General features: G+C 63.5%; 16 protein-coding genes. 5 read left to right on the top strand and 11 right to left on the bottom strand.

Going from position 1 to position 19423, the window contains the following annotated elements:
* Nucleotides 1–23 precede the first annotated feature (23 nt).
* The 8 genes from GEV38_RS02465 to GEV38_RS02430 form a co-directional block, all read right to left on the bottom strand.
* Nucleotides 24–842, bottom strand: a complete 819-nt coding sequence (locus GEV38_RS02465) for a phosphoglycolate phosphatase (protein WP_013970605.1) — start codon at nucleotides 840–842, stop codon at nucleotides 24–26.
* Complete coding sequence (gene rpe, locus GEV38_RS02460) at nucleotides 839–1513, bottom strand: ribulose-phosphate 3-epimerase (protein WP_003260678.1); 675 nt, start codon at nucleotides 1511–1513, stop codon at nucleotides 839–841. The genes GEV38_RS02465 and rpe overlap by 4 nt, the downstream gene beginning before the upstream one ends.
* Before the next feature lie 218 nt (nucleotides 1514–1731).
* The gene (locus GEV38_RS02455) at nucleotides 1732–2559 is read right to left on the bottom strand and encodes an ABC transporter permease (protein ID WP_015268731.1); all 828 of its coding nucleotides are present in this window, start codon (nucleotides 2557–2559) and stop codon (nucleotides 1732–1734) included.
* Nucleotides 2560–2570: 11 nt separating this feature from the next.
* A complete protein-coding gene (locus GEV38_RS02450; protein ID WP_013970602.1) occupies nucleotides 2571–3818 on the bottom strand; it encodes an ABC transporter permease in 1248 nt (415 codons plus the stop codon).
* Between the two features lie 154 nt (nucleotides 3819–3972).
* A complete protein-coding gene (locus GEV38_RS02445; RefSeq protein WP_015268730.1) occupies nucleotides 3973–5007 on the bottom strand; it encodes an ABC transporter substrate-binding protein in 1035 nt (344 codons plus the stop codon).
* A 40-nt stretch (nucleotides 5008–5047) separates the two neighbouring features.
* On the bottom strand, nucleotides 5048–6172 hold the full coding sequence (locus GEV38_RS02440; protein ID WP_012270208.1) for an ABC transporter ATP-binding protein: 1125 nt from the start codon (nucleotides 6170–6172) through the stop codon (nucleotides 5048–5050).
* A gap of 294 nt (nucleotides 6173–6466) precedes the next feature.
* Nucleotides 6467–7099, bottom strand: a complete 633-nt coding sequence (locus tag GEV38_RS02435) for a response regulator transcription factor (protein ID WP_169774891.1) — start codon at nucleotides 7097–7099, stop codon at nucleotides 6467–6469.
* 7 nt (nucleotides 7100–7106) lie between these two features.
* Entirely contained in the window at nucleotides 7107–9494 is a 2388-nt protein-coding gene (locus GEV38_RS02430; RefSeq protein ID WP_054573710.1) for a PAS domain S-box protein, read from the bottom strand.
* 94 nt (nucleotides 9495–9588) lie between these two features.
* Between GEV38_RS02430 and GEV38_RS02425 the strand changes: the two genes are divergently transcribed.
* Nucleotides 9589–10587, top strand: coding sequence for an alpha/beta hydrolase family protein (locus GEV38_RS02425; protein ID WP_054573709.1), 999 nt, complete (start codon nucleotides 9589–9591; stop codon nucleotides 10585–10587).
* 108 nt (nucleotides 10588–10695) lie between these two features.
* On the opposite strand, the gene GEV38_RS02420 is transcribed toward GEV38_RS02425, so the two are convergent.
* From GEV38_RS02420 to GEV38_RS02410, 3 genes are read right to left on the bottom strand one after another with little or no spacing between them, the layout of a single operon-like run.
* The gene (locus GEV38_RS02420; RefSeq protein ID WP_015268726.1) at nucleotides 10696–11463 is read right to left on the bottom strand and encodes a TerB family tellurite resistance protein; all 768 of its coding nucleotides are present in this window, start codon (nucleotides 11461–11463) and stop codon (nucleotides 10696–10698) included.
* A gap of 1 nt (nucleotide 11464) precedes the next feature.
* Nucleotides 11465–12136, bottom strand: a complete 672-nt coding sequence (gene murU / locus GEV38_RS02415; RefSeq protein ID WP_054573708.1) for an N-acetylmuramate alpha-1-phosphate uridylyltransferase MurU — start codon at nucleotides 12134–12136, stop codon at nucleotides 11465–11467.
* Nucleotides 12133–13152: an aminoglycoside phosphotransferase family protein gene (locus tag GEV38_RS02410; RefSeq protein ID WP_054573707.1), complete on the bottom strand. Its 1020-nt coding sequence runs from the start codon at nucleotides 13150–13152 to the stop codon at nucleotides 12133–12135. The genes murU and GEV38_RS02410 overlap by 4 nt, the downstream gene beginning before the upstream one ends.
* A gap of 130 nt (nucleotides 13153–13282) precedes the next feature.
* Between GEV38_RS02410 and GEV38_RS02405 the strand changes: the two genes are divergently transcribed.
* From GEV38_RS02405 to rsmA, 4 genes are read left to right on the top strand one after another with little or no spacing between them, the layout of a single operon-like run.
* Nucleotides 13283–16084 carry an LPS-assembly protein LptD gene (locus GEV38_RS02405; protein ID WP_015268723.1) on the top strand — a complete coding sequence of 934 codons (2802 nt, stop codon included), beginning with the start codon at nucleotides 13283–13285 and terminating at the stop codon, nucleotides 16082–16084.
* The gene (locus GEV38_RS02400; RefSeq protein WP_054573706.1) at nucleotides 16065–17384 is read left to right on the top strand and encodes a peptidylprolyl isomerase; all 1320 of its coding nucleotides are present in this window, start codon (nucleotides 16065–16067) and stop codon (nucleotides 17382–17384) included. The genes GEV38_RS02405 and GEV38_RS02400 overlap by 20 nt, the downstream gene beginning before the upstream one ends.
* Entirely contained in the window at nucleotides 17381–18370 is a 990-nt protein-coding gene (pdxA, locus tag GEV38_RS02395; RefSeq protein ID WP_038408583.1) for a 4-hydroxythreonine-4-phosphate dehydrogenase PdxA, read from the top strand. Before GEV38_RS02400 ends, pdxA begins: the two co-directional genes overlap by 4 nt.
* Nucleotides 18367–19167, top strand: coding sequence for a 16S rRNA (adenine(1518)-N(6)/adenine(1519)-N(6))-dimethyltransferase RsmA (gene rsmA, locus GEV38_RS02390; RefSeq protein ID WP_054573705.1), 801 nt, complete (start codon nucleotides 18367–18369; stop codon nucleotides 19165–19167). Before pdxA ends, rsmA begins: the two co-directional genes overlap by 4 nt.
* Nucleotides 19168–19423 lie beyond the last annotated feature (256 nt).

Genomic DNA, 19423 nt, shown 5'->3' with positions numbered 1-19423 from the left:
CGGCACGCGCCGGCAGGCTGAAGTCAGGCGCGCCAACGCCAACGGGCCAAGGCCTTGATGACTTTCATCCAGAATTTGCCGGTAACCGCCACGGTGGACTCTCTGTCTTGTGAGGCTTGAAGGTCCGCCAACGTTATCCCAGTGGCCGGGTCTGCGCAACCGGGCAGCAATGCACGCAGGTCGTCGATCACCAGGCTGGGGGATTCGTCGTGGATCGGCCGGCCATGGTTGTAGCCGTAGGTCAGGCCGACGCACTGCACGCCAGCCGCCTTGGCCGCCAGCACGTCACTGCGTGAATCGCCGACAAACAGCGACTGCTGCGGGGTGACACCGGCCATCTGCATGACGAACAGCAACGCCGCAGGGTCGGGCTTTTTCTGCGGCAGAGTGTCGCCACCGATGATCCAGCGGAAGTAGTTGCCGATCTTCATCTGGTCCAGCAGCGGGCCAACGAAGCGCTCGGGCTTGTTGGTGATCAGAGCCATCTCCACGCCCTGCTTGCGCAGCCAGCGCAGGGTGTCCTGCACACCGGGGTAGACCACGGTCAGTTCGTGGCTTTCGGCATAGGCGTCCATGAACAGCGCCAGCGCCTGGTCGGCCAGCGCATCTTCCACGGCAGCGTGGTCGATGCCGCCGGCCAGCGCCCGGCGCACCAGCACCTGGGCACCGTTGCCCACCCAGTGGCGCACCGCCTCCAGGCCGGCAGGCGGGCGCCCCAGTTCGAGCAGCATGCGGTCCACGGCGGCGGCCAGGTCTGGCACGGAATCGATCAGGGTACCGTCCAGATCGAACATCACCAGCCTGGGCAGCGTCCCGGGGAACAGCTGCTCGAAGCCGCTCATGGGCGGGCCTGAGCCAGTTCGGCGCGCATCCTGGCGATTACTTCCTGGTAATCCGGGGCGTTGAAGATCGCCGAGCCGGCCACGAAAGTGTCGGCGCCAGCGGCAGCGATTTCGCGGATGTTGTTGACGTTGACGCCACCGTCGATTTCCAGGCGGATATCACGGCCGCTGGCGTCGATCAGCGCACGCGCCTCGCGCAGCTTGTCGAGGGTGCCAGGGATGAACTTCTGCCCGCCAAAGCCCGGGTTGACGCTCATCAGCAGCACCATGTCGATCTTGTCCATCACATACTTCAAGGCATCCAGGCTGGTGGCCGGGTTGAACACCAGACCGGCCTTGCAACCACCGTCCTTGATCAACTGCAGAGAACGGTCGATGTGCTGCGAGGCTTCCGGGTGGAAGGTGATGTAGGTGGCACCAGCTTCGATGAAGTCGCCGATGATGCGGTCGACCGGGCTGACCATCAGGTGCACGTCGATCGGGGCGGTGACGCCGTACTTGCGCAAAGCGGTGCAGACCATCGGACCGATGGTCAGGTTGGGGACGTAGTGGTTGTCCATCACATCGAAGTGGACGATGTCGGCACCCGCGGCCAATACCTTGTCGACGTCCTCGCCCAGACGGGCGAAATCGGCGGAGAGAATGGAGGGGGCAATAGCGTAGGGCTGCATGGCGCACCTGTTGGCAGAATCACGGTGGCGCGCATTGTAACCCAGGGAAGCGGATGAAGGCTGATTAGCATCAACCTGTACCGGCCTCTTCGCGTCTGTAGGAGCAGCCTTGTGCTGCGAAGAGGCCGGTAGGGCCGAAGAATAGCTTTTGTCTTACCGGCCTCTTCGCAGCACAAGGCTGCTCCTACAAGGGTAATGCGCAGGCCTTGAGCTACTAATCAAGTCGGCTGCTGGGTCCTCAGCTTCTCGCTACGCCCACGCAACCATTCCAGGGTCAGCAGCAACACTACCGAGAAGGCAATCAGCAAGGTCGCCGCCGCGGCAATGGTCGGGCTCAGGTTCTCGCGAATACCACTGAACATCTGTCGCGGCAGGGTCGCCTGCTCCGGCCCGGCCAGGAAAAGGGTCACCACTACTTCGTCAAACGACGTGGCAAAGGCGAACAACGCCCCCGAAATCACCCCGGGCGCGATCAACGGCAGGGTTACCCGGCGGAAAGTCAGCAGTGGCGAGGCGCCCAGGCTGGCTGCCGCACGCACCAGGTTGTAGTTGAAGCCCTGCAAGGTCGCCGACACGGTAATGATCACGAACGGCACGCCGAGTACCGCATGCACCAGAATCAGCGAGGTGAAGCTGTTGCCCATGCCCAGCGGGGCGAAGAACAGGTAGCTGGCCACACCGATGATCACCACCGGCACCACCATCGGCGAAATCACCAGCGCCATCACCAGCGACTTGCCCGGGAAGTCGCCACGGGTCAGGCCGATGGCCGCCAGGGTGCCGAACACCATGGCCAGCACCGTGGCTGCCGGGGCGACGATGATGCTGTTCTTCAAGGCCCGCATCCACTCGGCCGAACCGAAGAAGTCCTGGTACCACTGCAGCGAGAAGCCCTGCAGCGGGTACACCAGGAAGCTGCCACTGTTGAACGACAGCGGCACTATCACCAGCACCGGCAATATGAGGAACAGCAGGATCAAGCCGCAAAGAATGCGCAGGCTGTAGAACCACACCCGCTCCACGGGCGACATGTAAGGGCTCAGCATGACAAGGCTCCTCAGCTCAGGCGCAGGCGGCTGGCGCCGACCAGCCAGCTATAGATCAGGTACAACAGCACGGTCGCCAGCAGCAACAGCCCGCCAAGCGCGGTGGCCATGCCCCAGTTGATGCTGGTGTTGGTGTAGAAGGCCACAAAGTAGCTGACCATCTGGTCATTCGGGCTGCCCAGCAGTGCCGGGGTGATGTAGTAGCCGATGGCCAGAATGAACACCAGCAGGCAACCAGCGCCAACCCCGGCGTAGGTCTGCGGGAAGTAGACCCGCCAGAAACTGGCGAACGGGTGGCAGCCCAGCGAGATCGCCGCACGCATGTAGCTCGGCGAAATGCCCTTCATCACGCTGTACAGCGGCAGGATCATGAAAGGCAACAGGATGTGCACCATCGAGATGTACACGCCGGTGCGGTTGAACACCAGTTCCAGCGGCTGGTCGATGATGCCCATGGCCATCAGCGCGCTGTTGATCAGGCCGCCCGACTGCAGCAGCACGATCCACGCCGCCACCCGCACCAGGATCGAGGTCCAGAACGGCAGCAGCACCAGGATCATCAGCAGGTTGCTCTGCCGGGTCGGCAGGTTGGCCAGCAGGTACGCCAGCGGGTAGGCCAGCACCAGGCAGATTGCGGTAATCACCACACCCATCCACAGGGTGCGGGCGAAGATGTCCAGGTAAATGGCCTGGTCCGGGGTGGCCTTGGCCAGTTCGCCAAGGTCATCGATACGGTGGTCGAGCGAAGCCAGCAGGTAGAAAGAGGTGACCGTACTGGTGTTGCGGCGGATTGCCTGCCAGTAGGCCGGGTCGCCCCAACGCTCGTCGAGAGCCTGCAAGGCATCTTTATACGAAGCGGGTTCGCTCTTGAACGGCAGCGCCCGCGCGGTCTTTGCCAACAGGCTGCGGTAACCGGCGAGCTCCATGTTCAGGCGCTTGGAAAGGTCGCCCAAGGTCTGGTTCTTGCGCGATTCGGCCAAATCCTGGCTCAACGCCTTGTAAACGTCCTCGCCCGGCAGGCTCTTGCCATCCCACTGGGTGATGACGCCAACGGTGCGCGGCAAGCCGCCAACCACTTCCGGGTTGCCGACGCTCTTGTACAGCAGCGCCGCAATAGGCACCAGGAACACCAGCAGGAGAAACAGCGCCAGCGGCGCGATCAACGCCTGCGCCTTCCAGCGGTTGACCCGCTCGGCATGCTTGAGGCGCTGCTTGAGACTTGGACCTGCGCCTTCTTTGAGGGGCACTGCAATGGCCATGGCGAACTCCGCGATACGAACTGAAAATGGGGCTGCTGCGCAGCCCATCGCAGGCAAGCCAGCTCCTACAGATACTGCGCTGGCTCTAGAGCGGCCCCCTGTGGGAGCTGGCTTGCCGGCGATGGGCCGCAAAGCGGCCCCCTACACTGGTCGTTTACTTCTTCGCCGCCCAGGCGTTGAAGCGCTGCTCCAGCTGCTCGCTGTTGTCGGCCCAGAAGGCCACATCGATCTGCACCTGGTTGGCGATGTTTTCAGGCGTGGTCGGCATGTCCTTCTTCACAGCGTCCGACAGCAGGCTCACGGCCTTGGAATTGGCCGGGCCGTAGGCGATGTTCTCGGAGTAGGTCTTCTGCTGCTCTGGCTGCACGCTGAAGGCGATGAATTTCTTCGCTTCCTCGACATCCTTGGCACCTTTCGGGATGGCCCAGGCATCGAAGTCGTAGATGCCGCCGTTCCACACCACCTTCAGGTTGCTCTCTTTCTGCACCGCAGCGATGCGGCCGTTGTAGGCAGAGCTCATGACCACGTCACCCGAGGCCAGGTACTGCGGCGGCTGGGCGCCGGCTTCCCACCACTGGATGCTTGGCTTGAGTTCGTCGAGCTTCTTGAAGGCGCGGTCCACGCCCTCTTTGGTGCCCAGCACCTGGTACACATCCTTCGGCGCCACACCGTCGGCCATCAGGGCGAATTCCAGGGTGTACTTGGCGCCCTTGCGCAGGCCGCGCTTACCCGGGAATTTCTTGGTATCCCAGAAATCGGCCCAGCTGGTCGGTGCGGTCTTCAGCTTGTCGGCGTTGTAGGCCAGCACCGTGGACCATACGAAGAAGCCAACACCACATGGCTGAATGGCACCCGGCACATAGTCGGCCTCATTACCGAACAGGGCCGGGTCGAGTTCTTCGAACATGCCCTCGTCACAGCCACGGGCCAACTCTGGCGACTCCACTTCCACCAGGTTCCACGACACGCTCTTGGTGTCGACCATGGCTTTGACCTTGGCCATCTCGCCGTTGTACTCGCCTGCGATGATCTTGCCCTTGCCGGCCTTCTCCCACGGTTCGTAGAACGCCTTCACCTGGGCCGCCTTGTTGGCACCACCAAACGAGACAACAGTCAGGTCTGCGGCCATGGCCTGGCCAGCGGCGAACAGCCCCAGGGCCAGGGCGGTCAGTTTCAACTGCTTGCGCATTATTATTCTCTCCACAGTACAGGGTTGGTGAAGCAATCCATCAATGGGCTTCGGCAATCGGATCGAGCGCGCGGGCGTGCTCCACCTCCCAGCCCAGCGGTACCACATCGCCCACGGCCAGGGCCGGGTCGAGCTCGGCAATCGGCTGTTTCACGAAGAAATCGCCCTTGCCGCAAACTTCCAGGCGCACCCGCACGTGGTCGCCCAGGTAAATGAATTCGGCCACCCGGCCCGAGAAACGGTTAACACAGCTTTCGCTGTGGCCATTCAGGCGCACGCGCTCCGGGCGGATCGACAGGGTCACCGGCTCGCCGGCCTGGCCGACATTCACCGCCAGCGCCTCGACCCGCTCGCCACGCGGCAACTGCACCTGGCAGCGCTTGCCATCACTGGCCAGCAAGGTGCCGTTGATGCGGTTGTTCTCGCCGATGAAGTTGGCGACGAAGGTGTTGCAGGGTTCTTCGTACAGCGTGCGCGGGTCGGCGATTTGCTGGATTTCGCCCTGATGGAACACGGCCACCCGGTCGGACATGGTCAGCGCTTCGCCCTGGTCGTGGGTCACGTACACCACGGTCACGCCCAGGCGCTGGTGGATGTGCTTGATCTCCATCTGCATGTGCTCGCGCAGCTGCTTGTCCAGCGCGCCCAGCGGTTCGTCCATCAGAACCAGCTGCGGCTCGAACACCAGTGCCCGGGCCAGGGCCACACGCTGCTGCTGGCCGCCGGACAGCTGGCCGGGGTAGCGTTTGGCGAAGGCATCGAGCTGGACCATGTTCAGCACCCGCTTTACCCGCTCGCTGATGTCGGTCTTGCTCAGGTTGCGCACGGTCAGCGGGAACGCCAGGTTCTCGGCCACGGTCATGTGCGGGAACAGCGCGTAGTTCTGGAACACCATGCCGATGTCGCGTTTGTGCGGCGGCACGTTGTTGATCGAACGCCCGGCCAGCTGGATTTCACCGGCGGTGGGGGTTTCGAAGCCAGCCAGCATCATCAGGCTGGTGGTCTTGCCCGAGCCGGACGGGCCAAGCAGGGTAAGGAACTCGCCCTTGCGAATATCCAGATTGAGGTCTTTGACGATCAGCGACTCGCCGTCGTAGCTCTTCTGCACACCACGGAAGCTGACCAGCGTTTCGCTGGTTGCAGCGTTCGACTTCGCCTCGCTCATGCCTGCACCTTCTTGTTGGATGACTGCGTAGGCATAGACTAGACAAGCGGCAAGCGCCGGAAAATCGGGGGTGCTGAGAGAATGCCATCATCCGGATGGAAGATTTGTTGTAGGGATTCCCCTACAAAGATGGCGGGTTTGGAATGCTCATCCGAGCCACCCGCCCAACCTGTGGGAGCGGGCATGCCCGCGAAGGGGCCGGTTCAGCCATAGAGATCGGCATGTCAGGCCCTTTCGCGGGCACGCCCGCTCCCACAGGGACCTCGGCAAGTTCCGAGAACAGGCATGTCGCAATCAGACCAGCTTGTGCTCCATGGCGTACTTCACCAGCTCAGCCAGCGAATTCACTTTCAGCTTCTGCATCAGGCGCGCCTTGTGGGTGCTGATGGTCTTGCTCGACAGCGCCAGCTGCTGGGCGATGTCGTTGACGTTGGCGCCCTGGGCCAGGCGTTCGAACACCGAAAACTCTCGCTCCGACAGCAGGGTGTGCAACGGCCGCGACTCGGTCAGGCCCACCTCGAAGACCATGCGGTCGGCCAGCGCCGGGTCGATATAGCGCCCGCCAGCGGCAACCCGGCGAATCGCCGTCAGCAACAGCGCCGGGTCGCTGTCCTTGGTGGCATAGCCCGCCGCTCCGGCCTTCAGCGCCCGCGCCGCCATCTGCGCTTCATCGTGCATCGACAGCATCAGGATCGCCGGGGCGTCCTGCAACGCGCGGATTCGCGGAATCGCTTCCAGGCCATTCACGCCCGGCATCGAAATATCCAGCAGTACCACCTCGCACGGGGTGTGGCGCAAGGTTTCCAGCAACTGCTCGCCGTTACCGGCTTCCCCCGCCACCTGCATGTCCTTGGCCAGGCCAATCAACTGCTTGATGCCCTCACGGACAATGGTGTGGTCTTCGGCCACCAGCACTCGAATCACGATCGCTCTCCTACTCCAACGGTATGGCCACGCTCAGGCTGGTGCCTTCGCCCGGTTCACTGTCCAGCGCCATGCTGCCGCCCAGCATCAGCACCCGCTCACGTACCCCTACCAGGCCGAACGAGGTGGGCCGAGGCTGGTCGCGGCAAAAGCCCTGGCCGTCATCGCTGACGGTCATGCGCAATTGCCCGTGCTCACGCACCAGTTCGATCTCCACGCTATGGGCCTGGGCATGGCGCATCACGTTGGTCAGCGCCTCTTGGAGGATACGGAACAGCCCGATGGCCTTGGCATCGCTCAATGCTGGCAGATTATCCGGTACTTGCACCAGGCAGGGGATTTGCGTGCGTGCTTCAAAGCGCCGCGCCTGCCATTCAATGGCCGAGGCGATGCCGGCATCGAGAATCGGAGGACGCAAGGCAGTGGCTACGTCGCGCACCAGCTGGAACAGCTGGGCGATCAGGCGCTTCATGCTGGCCAGCCGCTCGTTCAGCCCCGGGTCCAGCTCGGCGAAGGCCAGCTCGCACATCGACACTTCCAGCTTGAGCACGGTCAGCATCTGCCCCAGTTCATCGTGCACTTCTCGGGCGATGCGGGCTTTTTCTTCCTCACGCACGCTTTCCAGGTGGGCCGACAGTTCGCGCAGCTGCTCCTGGGACCTGGCCAGCGCCAGCTCGGCCCGCTTGCCCTGCGTGATGTCCCAAACCACACCGTCCCATACCACCCGGCCGTTACCCAGGCGCCGGGTACTGGCTTTGATGTCGGCCCAGCGCTGTTCACCCTGGCGGGTGAGGATGCGCCCCTGCCAGGACCAGTCCTGGTCGCTGGCCAAGGCCAGGTCCTGCACCCGGTGGTAATCGGCACGGTCCTCAGGGTGCACCAGGTTGCGCAGGCCCATCTGCGGGTCCTGGATCTCACTGGGCGAATAGCCCACCAAGGCCTCGCTGCCTTCGCTGATGTAGGGGAATTCCAGGTCGCCCTCGGCCGGGTCGCGCTCCAGGCGGAACACCAGCCCCGGCACGTTGCCGGCAATGCCCTTGAGCCGCGCCTCGCTTTCGCGCAGGGCCGCCAGGGCGCGGTAGCGCTCGGTGACATCGGCGAGGTACACCACCAGGTACTCGGAGTCACGAAAGCGCAGAAAACTCAGCGACAGCTCGACCGGCAACAGGCTGTGGTCAGCCCGGCGGCACTGCGTCTCGAACTGACCAACACCGCCCGCCCCGGTACGTGCGCCCTTCCACAGCTCCAGCCAGCGATCCATGGTCAGGCTGGGTTCAAAGTCGCTAAGCGGCCGCTCCAGCAGTGCGCCTTCGCCGTAGCCCAGCATGCGCTCGACGGCATGGTTGGCGTAGCGTACGTGGCTGTCCCAGTTGACCCAGAGGATGCCCACCGTGCTCTGGTCGATGGCAAACTGACTCAGGCGCAACGCTTCTTCGCGCACTTGCCGCTCCACAAGACTTTCGCGCGTGGCCAACAGGCTGCGCTCCAGCTGGCGCTGTTGCCGACGCTGCCACACCAGGGTGGCCAGCGCGCACAACAGCAGCAAGCCGAACAGCAGTGCCAGGTTCTTCCAGAATCCTGTCGACTCGCTCAAGCGTGGGTACTTTGGCTGCAGCCAACGCTGGTGCAGTTGCTCAAGTTCCTTGGCCGGCAGCGCCTGCAGGCCACGCTCCAGCACATCAGCCAGCAGCGGCCAGTCGCGCCGCGAACCGATGCGCAACAGTTGCGGCAGGCCGATATCGCCGACCACAGCCAGCTCGCCAAACTCGCTTTCGCGCGACAGGCGGCTGAGCTGAGCTTCATCCAGCACGGCGAAACTGGCCTGGCCGCCCACCACCAATTGCAGGGCCTCGCGCTCGTTGGGTACCCCTTGCAGGTTGAGGTTGCTGTAGTTACCGCGCAGGTAGTCCGCCAGCTGGCTGGGCATGCGCACCGCCACCCGCTGCTCGGCTCCGAGCGTTTCCAGTTCCACGGCCATCGTCCCGGTGCGCGGCCCCACCACCAGTTGCGGCACGCGCATGTAAGGGTCGCTGAACAGCCACAGACGCAGGCTGGCAGGGGTCTGGGTAAGCCCCGGGGCAAAGTCGATTTCGCCGGCCTGGAGGGCATGTTCGAGGCTGGCCTGGTCGGCGAAGTTGCGCCAGGTAAGGTCCAGCCGCAGCGCCTGCGCCAGGCTGCTCACCAGTTCCACGTTGGCACCGTACAGTTGCTGCAGGCGCCGGTCGAACTGAGCGTAGGGCGCCTGCAACACCAGGCCGACACGCAGGCTACGATGTGTATCCAGCCATTGCTGCTGGGCAGGTTCCAGGGCAACCGTGGGCACCGCTTCGGGCCTTGCCAATGCAATCAAGGGCAGCCAAAAGCAGCCGATAACCAACAGGCGACGCACTCGCTTCATCTACACGCTCGTCTTGGCAAAGCGGCCATGCAGCATGGCCGTCACGGGCAAATACCATTAGGCTGCCGGTATCATTCTGGCCCTGGGTTGACTCATGTCCACACTTTATCGCACGACGCTGGCAATGTGCTGCCTGGCCTCGATCCTTCCACTCGGCGCCCTGGCCGCCGATGCCGAAAAACCATCCACCACCACCGAGGCACCCGTTGCCCAAGCTCCTCGCCCGCCGCTGCTGGAACGCAGCCAGGAGGATGCCCAGGCACTTGAACGGCTGGTGCCCAAGGCCGAACAGCAGACCCTTCAGGCCGGTGCCGACAGCTTCCTGGCCTTGTGGAAACCAGCCAACGACAGCGATCCACAGGGCGCGGTCATCATCGTCCCGGGGGCTGGCGAAACGGCTGACTGGCCGAATGCGGTCGGCCCGCTGCGGCAGAAGTTCCCCGATATCGGCTGGCACAGCCTCAGCATCAGCCTGCCTGACCTGCTCGCCGACAGCCCGCAGGCGCGAGTCGAGGCCAAGCCGGCTACCGAGCCGGAGCCAGACAAGGGCGAAAGCGCCCCGGCCAAGGACATGCCGGCCGATGCCAATGCTAACGTCGCCCAGGCTACCGCAGCCGATGCCGACACCGCAGAGAGCACTGACGCCAAACAGGCCAGCGAACAAACCGACCCAGCCGATGCCGAGCGCATTTTCGCCCGCCTGGATGCTGCGGTGGCCTTTGCCCAGCAGCACAACGCCCGCAGCATCGTGCTGATCGGCCATGGCAGCGGCGCATATTGGGCGGCCCGCTATCTGAGCGAGAGGCAGCCACCACAGGTGCAGAAACTGGTAATGGTTGCCGCGCAGACACCAGCACGGGTGGAGCATGACCTGGAAAGCCTGGCGCCAACCTTGAAAGTGCCGACTGCCGACATCTACTACGCCACCCGCAGCAGTGACCGCAATGCAGCCGCACAGCGCCTGCAGGCCAGCAAGCGGCAGAAGGACAACAAGTACCGGCAGTTGTCGCTGATTGCCATGCCGGGGAACAAGGCGGCCGAGCAGGAGCAACTGTTCCGCCGGGTGCGGGGGTGGATGAGTCCGCAGGGGTAAGGTTTGCCATGATGGCCCTGTCGCCGGCACTCCAGCTCCCACAGGTACACCACAGTGTTCAGGGTCAGTGCAATACCTGTGGGAGCTGGCTTGCCCGCGATAGGGCCATCAAAGCCCGCGCCGCTTGCGGATCATGGCATAAGCCTGATGCAGCTCCCGGGTCCGCTCGGTTGCTTCACGCACCTGCGACTCACTGGCACCAGTACCCGCCAGCTTGTCCGGGTGGTGCCGGCTGACCAGCCGACGATACGCCTGCTTGACCTTGTCGCCATCGGTATCCGCCTCGACCGCCAGCAAGCGCAACGCCGCCGCATAGGTCATGGCGACCCCTTCCGGCCCCGCCGCCTTGCGTGGTTCGTACTCCAGCGACATGGCCTGCACCTGCCGCCGGCTCAGGCCCAGTTTCTGCCCCCAGTCCAGCAGCAGTTCACGCTCCTTGTTGCCCATCTTGCCGTCGGCCCAGACCATGCGCCAACAGGCACGCAGGGTACCTTCGGCCGCATGCGGCTGCTGGCGAATGCGCCGCAGGTGCCCACCCAGCCGGTCCTTGCCCGCCTTGCCGCGGTTGAACGCAGCAATCGCACGCAGCCGAGCCTCTTCGGCCAGGTCCAGGCGCACCATCTCCTGGCGCGCCTGCTGAATATGCTGCTCGCCCACCCGGCCATCGCACTTGGCCAGGCGCCCGAGCATCACGAACAGCAATTCGTCGTCCTGCAACGCCGGGCGCCCACCCAGGCGTTCACGCATGTCCTCCCAGCCTTGCAAACGCAGGCGACGGTCCATGGCCTGCCCGAGCAACGCCCCGAGCAAGGCCCCGGGGATGCTGGCAACGGCAAAGCCGGCACCGACACCAATCACCGTGCTTGGCCACCACATGTCAGGCACGCTCGCGGATCAGGCGCTCGGCCTCGGCCAAGCGTTCGAGCGTACCGACATCAACCCAGTGCCCACGGTAGTGCTCGCCACTGACCTGGCCCGCAGCCATGGCCTGACGCAGCAACGGCGCCAGCTTGAAGGCGCCAGGCTGGTAGCCTTCGAACAGCGCCGGGTGCAGCACCGAAAGGCCACTGAAGGTCAGCGTGCCAGGCGCATCATCACCATCGACCACCCGCTCACCCACCAGGCGGAAGTCGCCGCGGCCGTGATGGCCTGGGTTGTCGACCAGCACTAGGTGAGCCAGGCCTTGCAGGGGAGCCTGCAGGCGCGCGAAGTCGTAGTCGGTCCAGACATCGCCGTTCACCAACAGGAACGGCGCGTCACCCAGCAATGGCAGGGCCTTGAAGATGCCACCGCCGGTTTCCAGCGGCTCTCCTTCGGGCGAATAGCGGATGCTCAGGCCGAAACGGCTGCCGTCACCCAGGTGGTCCTCGATCTGCTGGCCGAGCCAGGCATGGTTGATCACCACCTCGGTGACGCCCGCCGCAGCCAGGGCCCGCAGGTGGTACTCGATCAATGGCTGGCCGGCGACCGGGACCAGCGGTTTGGGGGTGTGCAGGGTAAGCGGGCGCATGCGCTCGCCTTTGCCCGCTGCCAGGATCATTGCCTTCATGCACGCGCTCCGGCCTGCAACTCGGCAATCAGCTCACCCAGCTCCGCCAATTCGGGCCGGCGGCTGATCACTTCTTCTATATAGGCGAAGAAGCGCGGTACGTCGCCCAGGTAACGGGGTTTGCCGTCGCGGTGGCAGATACGGGCGAAGATGCCGATCACCTTCAGGTGGCGCTGTACACCCATCAGGTCGCTGGCACGCTGGAACGCCTCGAAATCGGCCTGCACCGGGATGCCGGCAGCCTGCGCCTTCTGCCAGTAGTCGCGCAGCCAGCCTTCGACCCGCGCCTGCGGCCAGCTGAGGAACGCGTCCTTGAACAGGCAGGTGATGTCGTAGGTGACCGGGCCATACACGGCATCCTGGAAGTCCAGCACACCGGGGTTGGGCGTGCTCTGCATGAGGTTGCGCGGCATGTAGTCGCGGTGCACCAGCACCTTGGGCTGGGCCAGTGCGTTGTCGATCAGCAGCTGGCTGATTCGTTGCCAAGTGGCTTTCTGGGCATCGCTGAAGGCCAGCCCAAGCTCACGACCCACGTACCACTCCGGGAACAACTCGACTTCACGGCGCAACAGCGCATCGTCGTAGCTGGGCAACGGCGCGTCCATCGGCAGGCGCTGGAACGCCAGCAGCGCGTCGATGGCATCGGCGAACAGGCCGTCGGCGTTGTCCGCATCAATGATATCAAGGTATGTCTGATGGCCCAGGTCACCCAGCAGCAGGAAGCCACGTTCCAGGTCCTGGGCATGGATCAGCGGCACGTGCACGTCGGCGCTGGCCAGCAGGTGATCGATGGCGACGAACGGTCGGCAGTTTTCCTGTGGAGGTGGTGCATCCATGATCACGAAGCTGTGGCCGGCACCCTGCCAGCGGAAATAACGGCGGAAGCTGGCGTCACTGCTGGCCGCGGTCAAGCTGCCTGCAGGCACGTCGCCCCAGGCGTTTTTCCGGAAAAGATCATTGAGCTGCTCATCGAGCCAGACCGTCAGTTGTTGCAGGCGTACATCGTGTTCAGGCATTACAAGGGTCTCCGACGGCCCTAGCCGTCAAGCGGGTCATGCTTTATTATCCAGCATCTTTTTCAGACCATCGAGAGGCGTGCGGCCCCACACGCGGGCAGATGGCACGCAGGAAGCCCGGACTAATAAGATGGCATTGAAATCCCCCGCGTTTCGTAGAAAGTTTCCGTTGCTGGTAACCGGCGGTCTGCTGGCCCTGCAACCTCTGGCCACGTCTTACGTGGTGGCAGCCGAACAGTTCGACTGCCAAGTGTCCGCCTCCGGTGGTTGGGACTGCAAGCCCAAGACCCCAACCAACAACCTGCCACCGCGCCCGGTGCACGAGGGTGCTGCAGTCAGCACCGGCACCGAAGCCGCGAGCGAAGGCGAAACCGCGGACCGGCCGATGCTGGTCACCGAGGCCAAGGGCCGTGGCCTGAAGTCGCGTAGCGAAGACTACAGCCACCTGGACTGGGTTCCGCGTGAAAAGCTCACTGCCGCACAGTTGGCCGAAACCGGCCCGTACTGCGGAGGCGCCTACATCGAGCCAACCCGCCCTGGCATGGCCGACACCACGCCGAAGGACGAGTCGCCGACCTACATCAACGCCAAGGTATCCAAGTACCAGCAAGAGCAGCAGATCGCTACCCTCGCCGGTGACGTGGTGATGCGCCAGGGCAGCATGCAGGCCGAGGCCGACGAGGCCAACCTCTACCAGACCGAAAACCGTGGCGAGCTCAAGGGCAACGTCAAGATCCGTGACAACGGTTCTCTGGTGGTCGGTGACGAGGCACAGATCCAGCTCGACACGGGCGAGGCCCAGGTCGACAACGCCGAATACGTGATGCACAAGTCGCACATCCGCGGCAGTGCCCTGTACGCCAAGCGTGGCGAGAACGCCATCATCCGCCTCAAGGACGGTACGTACACCACCTGCGAACCGGGCAGCAACGCCTGGCAGCTGAAGGGCAACAACATCACCCTGAACCCGGCCACCGGTTTCGGTACCGCGACCAACGTTACGCTGCGGGTCAAGGATTTCCCGGTGTTCTACACACCGTACATCTACTTCCCGATCGACGACCGTCGCCAGTCCGGCTTCCTGCCGCCATCGTTCAGCAGCACCAGCGATACCGGCTTCATGCTGGTCACGCCGTACTACTTCAACCTGGCGCCGAACTACGATGCCACGTTGTATCCGCGCTACATGACCAAGCGCGGCCTGCTGATGGAAGGCGAGTTCCGCTACCTGACGCCTTCCAGCGAAGGCCAGTTCGGTGGCGCGTACCTCAACGACAAGAACGACGACCGTAAAGACCAGACTGACTACAAAGAGCAGCGCTGGATGGTCAACTGGCAGCACAAGGGCGGCTTGGACGAGCGCCTGATGGCTGAAGTGGACTACACCGACATCAGCGATCCGTTCTACTTCCAGGACCTGGAATCCGACCAGATCGGTATTGAAACCCAGGACTTGCTGAACCAGCAGGGTGCACTGACCTACCGTGGTGACAGCTACACCGCACGGTTGAATGTGCATGCCTACGAAATGGCGACCATCTCGAAGATCACCCCGTATGATCGCCTGCCGCAGATTACCTTCAATGGCAAGCTGCCGTACGAGCCAGGTGGGCTCAATATTGCTTACGAAACCGAGGCAGTCCGTTTCGATCGTGACCTGAAAGACGACTTCGTATTGAACGAAGATGGCCTTCCCGACACTTCGGCGGGTGCGCCTGGTCGCCGCCTGGACCAGAACGTCAGCGGCATCGCCCGCGCCAACGGCAACCGTTTCAACGTCGCACCATCGATCAGCCTGCCGATGGAAGCCAGCTACGGCTTCCTGACCCCCAAGCTGAAATATGCGTATACCCACTACGATCTGGACTTGGACAGCCAGGGTAAAACCCAGGCTATCGCGCAATCGGCCAACCCAGCGTATGGCAGCTACAACAGCTCGCTGAACCGCGACGTACCGATCTTCAGCGTGGACAGCGGCCTGTACTTCGACCGCAAAACTTCGCTGTTCGGCACCAACTACAAGCAAACCCTCGAACCGCGTATGTACTACCTCTACGTCCCGTACAAGGACCAGAAGGACATCCCGCTGTTCGACTCGGGTGAAACCCTGTTCAGCTACGATTCGCTATTCCGCGACAACCGCTTCAGCGGCACCGACCGCATCGGTGACGAGAACAAGCTGTCGCTGGGCGTGACCACCCGCTGGATCGAAGAAAACGGTTTCGAACGCCAGAACTTCAGCATCGGTCAGGCTTTCTATTTCAAGGACCGCAAAGTTCAGCTCCCTGGTATCGATTACCGTACCCGCAGCGACTCGCAGTCCGATGTGTCGCCATACGCGTTGGTGTACAACTACTACTTCAACCGCGACTGGCGCTTCAATTCGGACTTCAACTGGGACCCGGACAGCCGCAGCACCCGCTCGGGCAGCGCGATGTTCCATTACCAGCCTGAAGACAACCCGAACAAAGTGGTCAACCTCGGTTATCGCTACCGTAACGACACCATCTCCTACGACTCCACGACCGGTACCTGGAAAGTGGGCGGTGGCGACTACGGCGTCCCAGGCAGCGAGAACTACATCAAGGACTACTACAAGATCCAGCAGCATGACTTCTCGGTCATCTGGCCGATCGTTCCGCAGTGGAGCGTCATCGCTCGCTGGCAGCATGACTACAACCGCAATCGCACCCTGGAAGCCATGGGCGGTTTCGAGTACGACAACTGCTGCTGGAAGCTGCGTCTGATCAACCGTTACTGGATCGACTACGACGACTTCAGCCAAGCCCTCCCGGCGAACGAAAAAGGCGACCACGGCATCTTCCTTCAAATCGTCCTGAAAGGCCTCGGTGGTGTAGTCGGCAACAAGGTCGAATCTTTCCTCGACCAAGGCATTCAAGGTTATCGTGAACGTGAAGACCAAGCTTATTGATCGACTGCGCCCGGCGTTGCTGGGCGTTGCATTGCTGAGTGGCGCGGTGCATGCCGCGGTACAACCTCTTGATCGCGTGGTGGCCATCGTCGACAACGACGTGGTCATGCAAAGCCAGTTGGACCAGCGTGTCCGCGAGGTTCAGCAAACCATCGCCAAGCGTGGCGGCGGCATGCCGCCTGCCGGTGCGCTGGATCAGCAGGTGCTGGAACGCCTGATCGTCGAGAACCTGCAGTTGCAGATCGGCGAGCGTTCCGGCATCCGCATCACCGACGAAGAGCTGAACCAGGCCATGGGCACCATTGCCCAGCGCAATGGTATGTCGCTGGACCAGTTCCGCGCCGCCCTGGCTCGTGACGGCATGTCGTTCGACGACGCCCGCGAGCAGGTCAAGCGCGAGATGATCATCAGCCGCGTGCGCCAGCGCCGCGTGGCCGAGCGTATCCAGGTCTCCGAGCAGGAAGTGAAGAACTTCCTCAACTCCGACCTTGGCAAGATGCAGATGTCGGAAGAGTACCGCCTGGCCAACATCCTGATCCCGACCCCGGAAGCGGCCAACTCGGAAGCCATCCAGGCCGCCGCGCGCCAGGTTGGCGATGTGTACCAGCAGCTCAAGCAGGGCGCGGACTTCGCCCAGATGGCCATTGCCCGCTCCGCCAGCGAAAACGCCCTGGAAGGTGGCGAGATGGGCTGGCGTAAAGCCGGCCAGCTGCCACCAGACTTCGCCAAGATGCTCAGCAGCATGCCGGTTGGCGAAATTACCCAGCCCATCCGCATCCCCAACGGCTTCATCATCCTCAAGCTCGAGGAGAAGCGCGGTGGCAGCGAGAACGTGCTGCGTGACGAAGTGCACGTTCGCCACATCCTGATCAAGCCGAGCGAGATCCGCAGCGAGGCGGCCACCGAGCAACTCGCCGAGCGCCTGTACGAGCGCATCAAGAACGGTGAAGACTTCGGTGAGCTGGCCAAGAGCTTCTCGGAAGACCCGGGTTCGGCGCTCAACGGCGGCGACCTCAACTGGGTCGACCCGAACAGCCTGGTACCGGAGTTCCGCGAGCAGATGGCCAACGCCGCCCAAGGCGAGGTCACTCGTCCGTTCAAGACCCAGTACGGCTGGCATGTCCTGGAAGTGCTGGGCCGTCGCGCCACCGACAGCACCGAGCAGGCTCGTGAGCAACAGGCCATGAACGTACTGCGCAACCGCAAGTACGACGAAGAGCTGCAGACCTGGCTGCGCCAGATCCGCGACGAGGCCTACGTTGAAATCAAGCTGCCTGGCGCTGACCAGGCCGCCCAGTGAAGCCCCTGCGCTTCGCCGTCACCCCCGGCGAGCCGGCCGGCATAGGCCCTGACCTGTGCCTGCTGCTCGCCGCAGACGCCCAGCCCCATCCCCTGATCGCCATCACCAGCCGTGACCTGCTCGCCGAGCGGGCCACGCAGCTGGGGCTGGCCGTCAACCTGCTGCCGGTAGCGCCGGGCCTATGGCCCGAGCAGCCGGCGCCAGCGGGTAGCCTGTACGTCTGGGATACCCCCCTGGCGGCCCCGGTGGTGCCGGGCCAGCTCGACAAGGCCAATGCCGCGTTTGTGTTGGAAACCCTGACCCGTGCCGGGCAAGGCTGCCTGGAAGGGCATTTCGCCGGGATGATCACCGCCCCTGTACACAAGGGCGTAATCAACGAAAGCGGTATCGCCTTCTCCGGGCATACCGAATTCCTTGCCGAGCTGACCCACACCGCGCAAGTGGTGATGATGCTGGCCACCCGTGGCCTGCGCGTGGCCCTGGTGACCACGCACCTGCCGCTGCGCGACATTGCCGACGCCATCACTGCCGAGCGCGTCGAGCGTGTAACCCGTATCCTGCATGCCGACATGCGCGACAAGTTCGGCATTGCCAACCCGCGCATCCTGGTGTGCGGCCTCAACCCTCACGCGGGCGAGGGCGGCCACCTGGGCCGCGAAGAAATCGACATCATCGAGCCGACCCTGGCCCGCCTGCGCACCGAAGGCATGGACCTGCGCGGGCCGCTGCCGGCCGATACCCTGTTTACCCCCAAATATCTGGAGCACTGCGACGCGGTGCTGGCGATGTACCACGACCAGGGCCTGCCCGTACTCAAGTACAAAGGCTTCGGCGCTGCGGTCAACGTGACCCTGGGCCTGCCGATCATCCGCACGTCGGTCGACCACGGCACCGCCCTCGACCTGGCCGGTACCGGCAAGGTCGACACCGGCAGCCTGCGCGTCGCGCTGGAAACCGCCTACCAGATGGCCGAGAACCGACCATGAACGAGCAATACCAACACCGGGCGCGCAAGCGCTTCGGCCAGAACTTCCTGCACGACGCCGGCATCATCGACCGCATCCTGCGTGCCATCAACGCCAAGGCCGGCGAACATCTGCTGGAAATCGGCCCCGGCCAGGGCGCCCTGACCGAAGGCCTGCTGGGCAGCGGGGCACAACTGGACGTGGTGGAACTGGACAAGGACCTGGTGCCGATCCTGCAGCACAAGTTCGCCGACCGCAGCAATTTCCGTCTGCACCAGGGCGACGCCTTGAAGTTCGACTTCAACCAGCTAGGCGTGCCACCGCGCAGCCTCAAGGTGGTGGGCAACCTGCCCTACAACATTTCCACCCCACTGATCTTCCACCTGCTCAGCCATGCCGGGTTGATCCGCGACATGCACTTCATGCTGCAGAAGGAAGTGGTCGAGCGGATGGCCGCCGGCCCTGGCGGTGGTGACTGGGGGCGTCTGTCGATAATGGTGCAGTACCACTGCCGGGTCGAGCACCTGTTCAACGTTGGCCCGGGCGCCTTCAACCCGCCGCCGAAAGTGGACTCGGCCATCGTCCGCCTGGTGCCGCACGAAGTGCTGCCACACCCGGCCAAGGACGCAAAGCTGCTGGAGCAGGTGGTACGCGAAGCCTTCAACCAGCGTCGCAAGACCCTGCGCAACACCATGAAAGGCCTGCTCGACAGCCCGGCCATCGAAGCTGCCGGCGTGGATGGCAGCCTGCGCCCTGAACAGCTGGACCTGGCCGCCTTCGTGCGCCTGGCTGACCAGTTGGCCGATCAGCAAGCCTGATATCGCCTGTACCGGCCTCTTCGCGGGCAAACCCGCTCCCACAGGTACTGCACAGCCCTCAAAATCTGCGTAGTACCTTGTAGGAGCAGCCTTGTGCTGCGAAGAAGGATTTTCTTCGACAGTAATGGCCTCTTCGCAGCACAAGGCTGCTCCTACAGGTCCTGTGCATACCTTGAAACCCATGCTCTCCAGGTGGGAGCGGGTTTACCCGCGAAAGGGCCGGAACAGACAACACAAACCCCCAAGCCCCTCACCG

Source organism: Pseudomonas sp. 13159349, from assembly GCF_013305685.1.
Lineage (GTDB): Bacteria > Pseudomonadota > Gammaproteobacteria > Pseudomonadales > Pseudomonadaceae > Aquipseudomonas > Aquipseudomonas asiatica.
The sequence above is the reverse complement of the archived record's forward strand: the minus strand, read 5'-3'. Positions and strand labels throughout refer to the sequence as shown.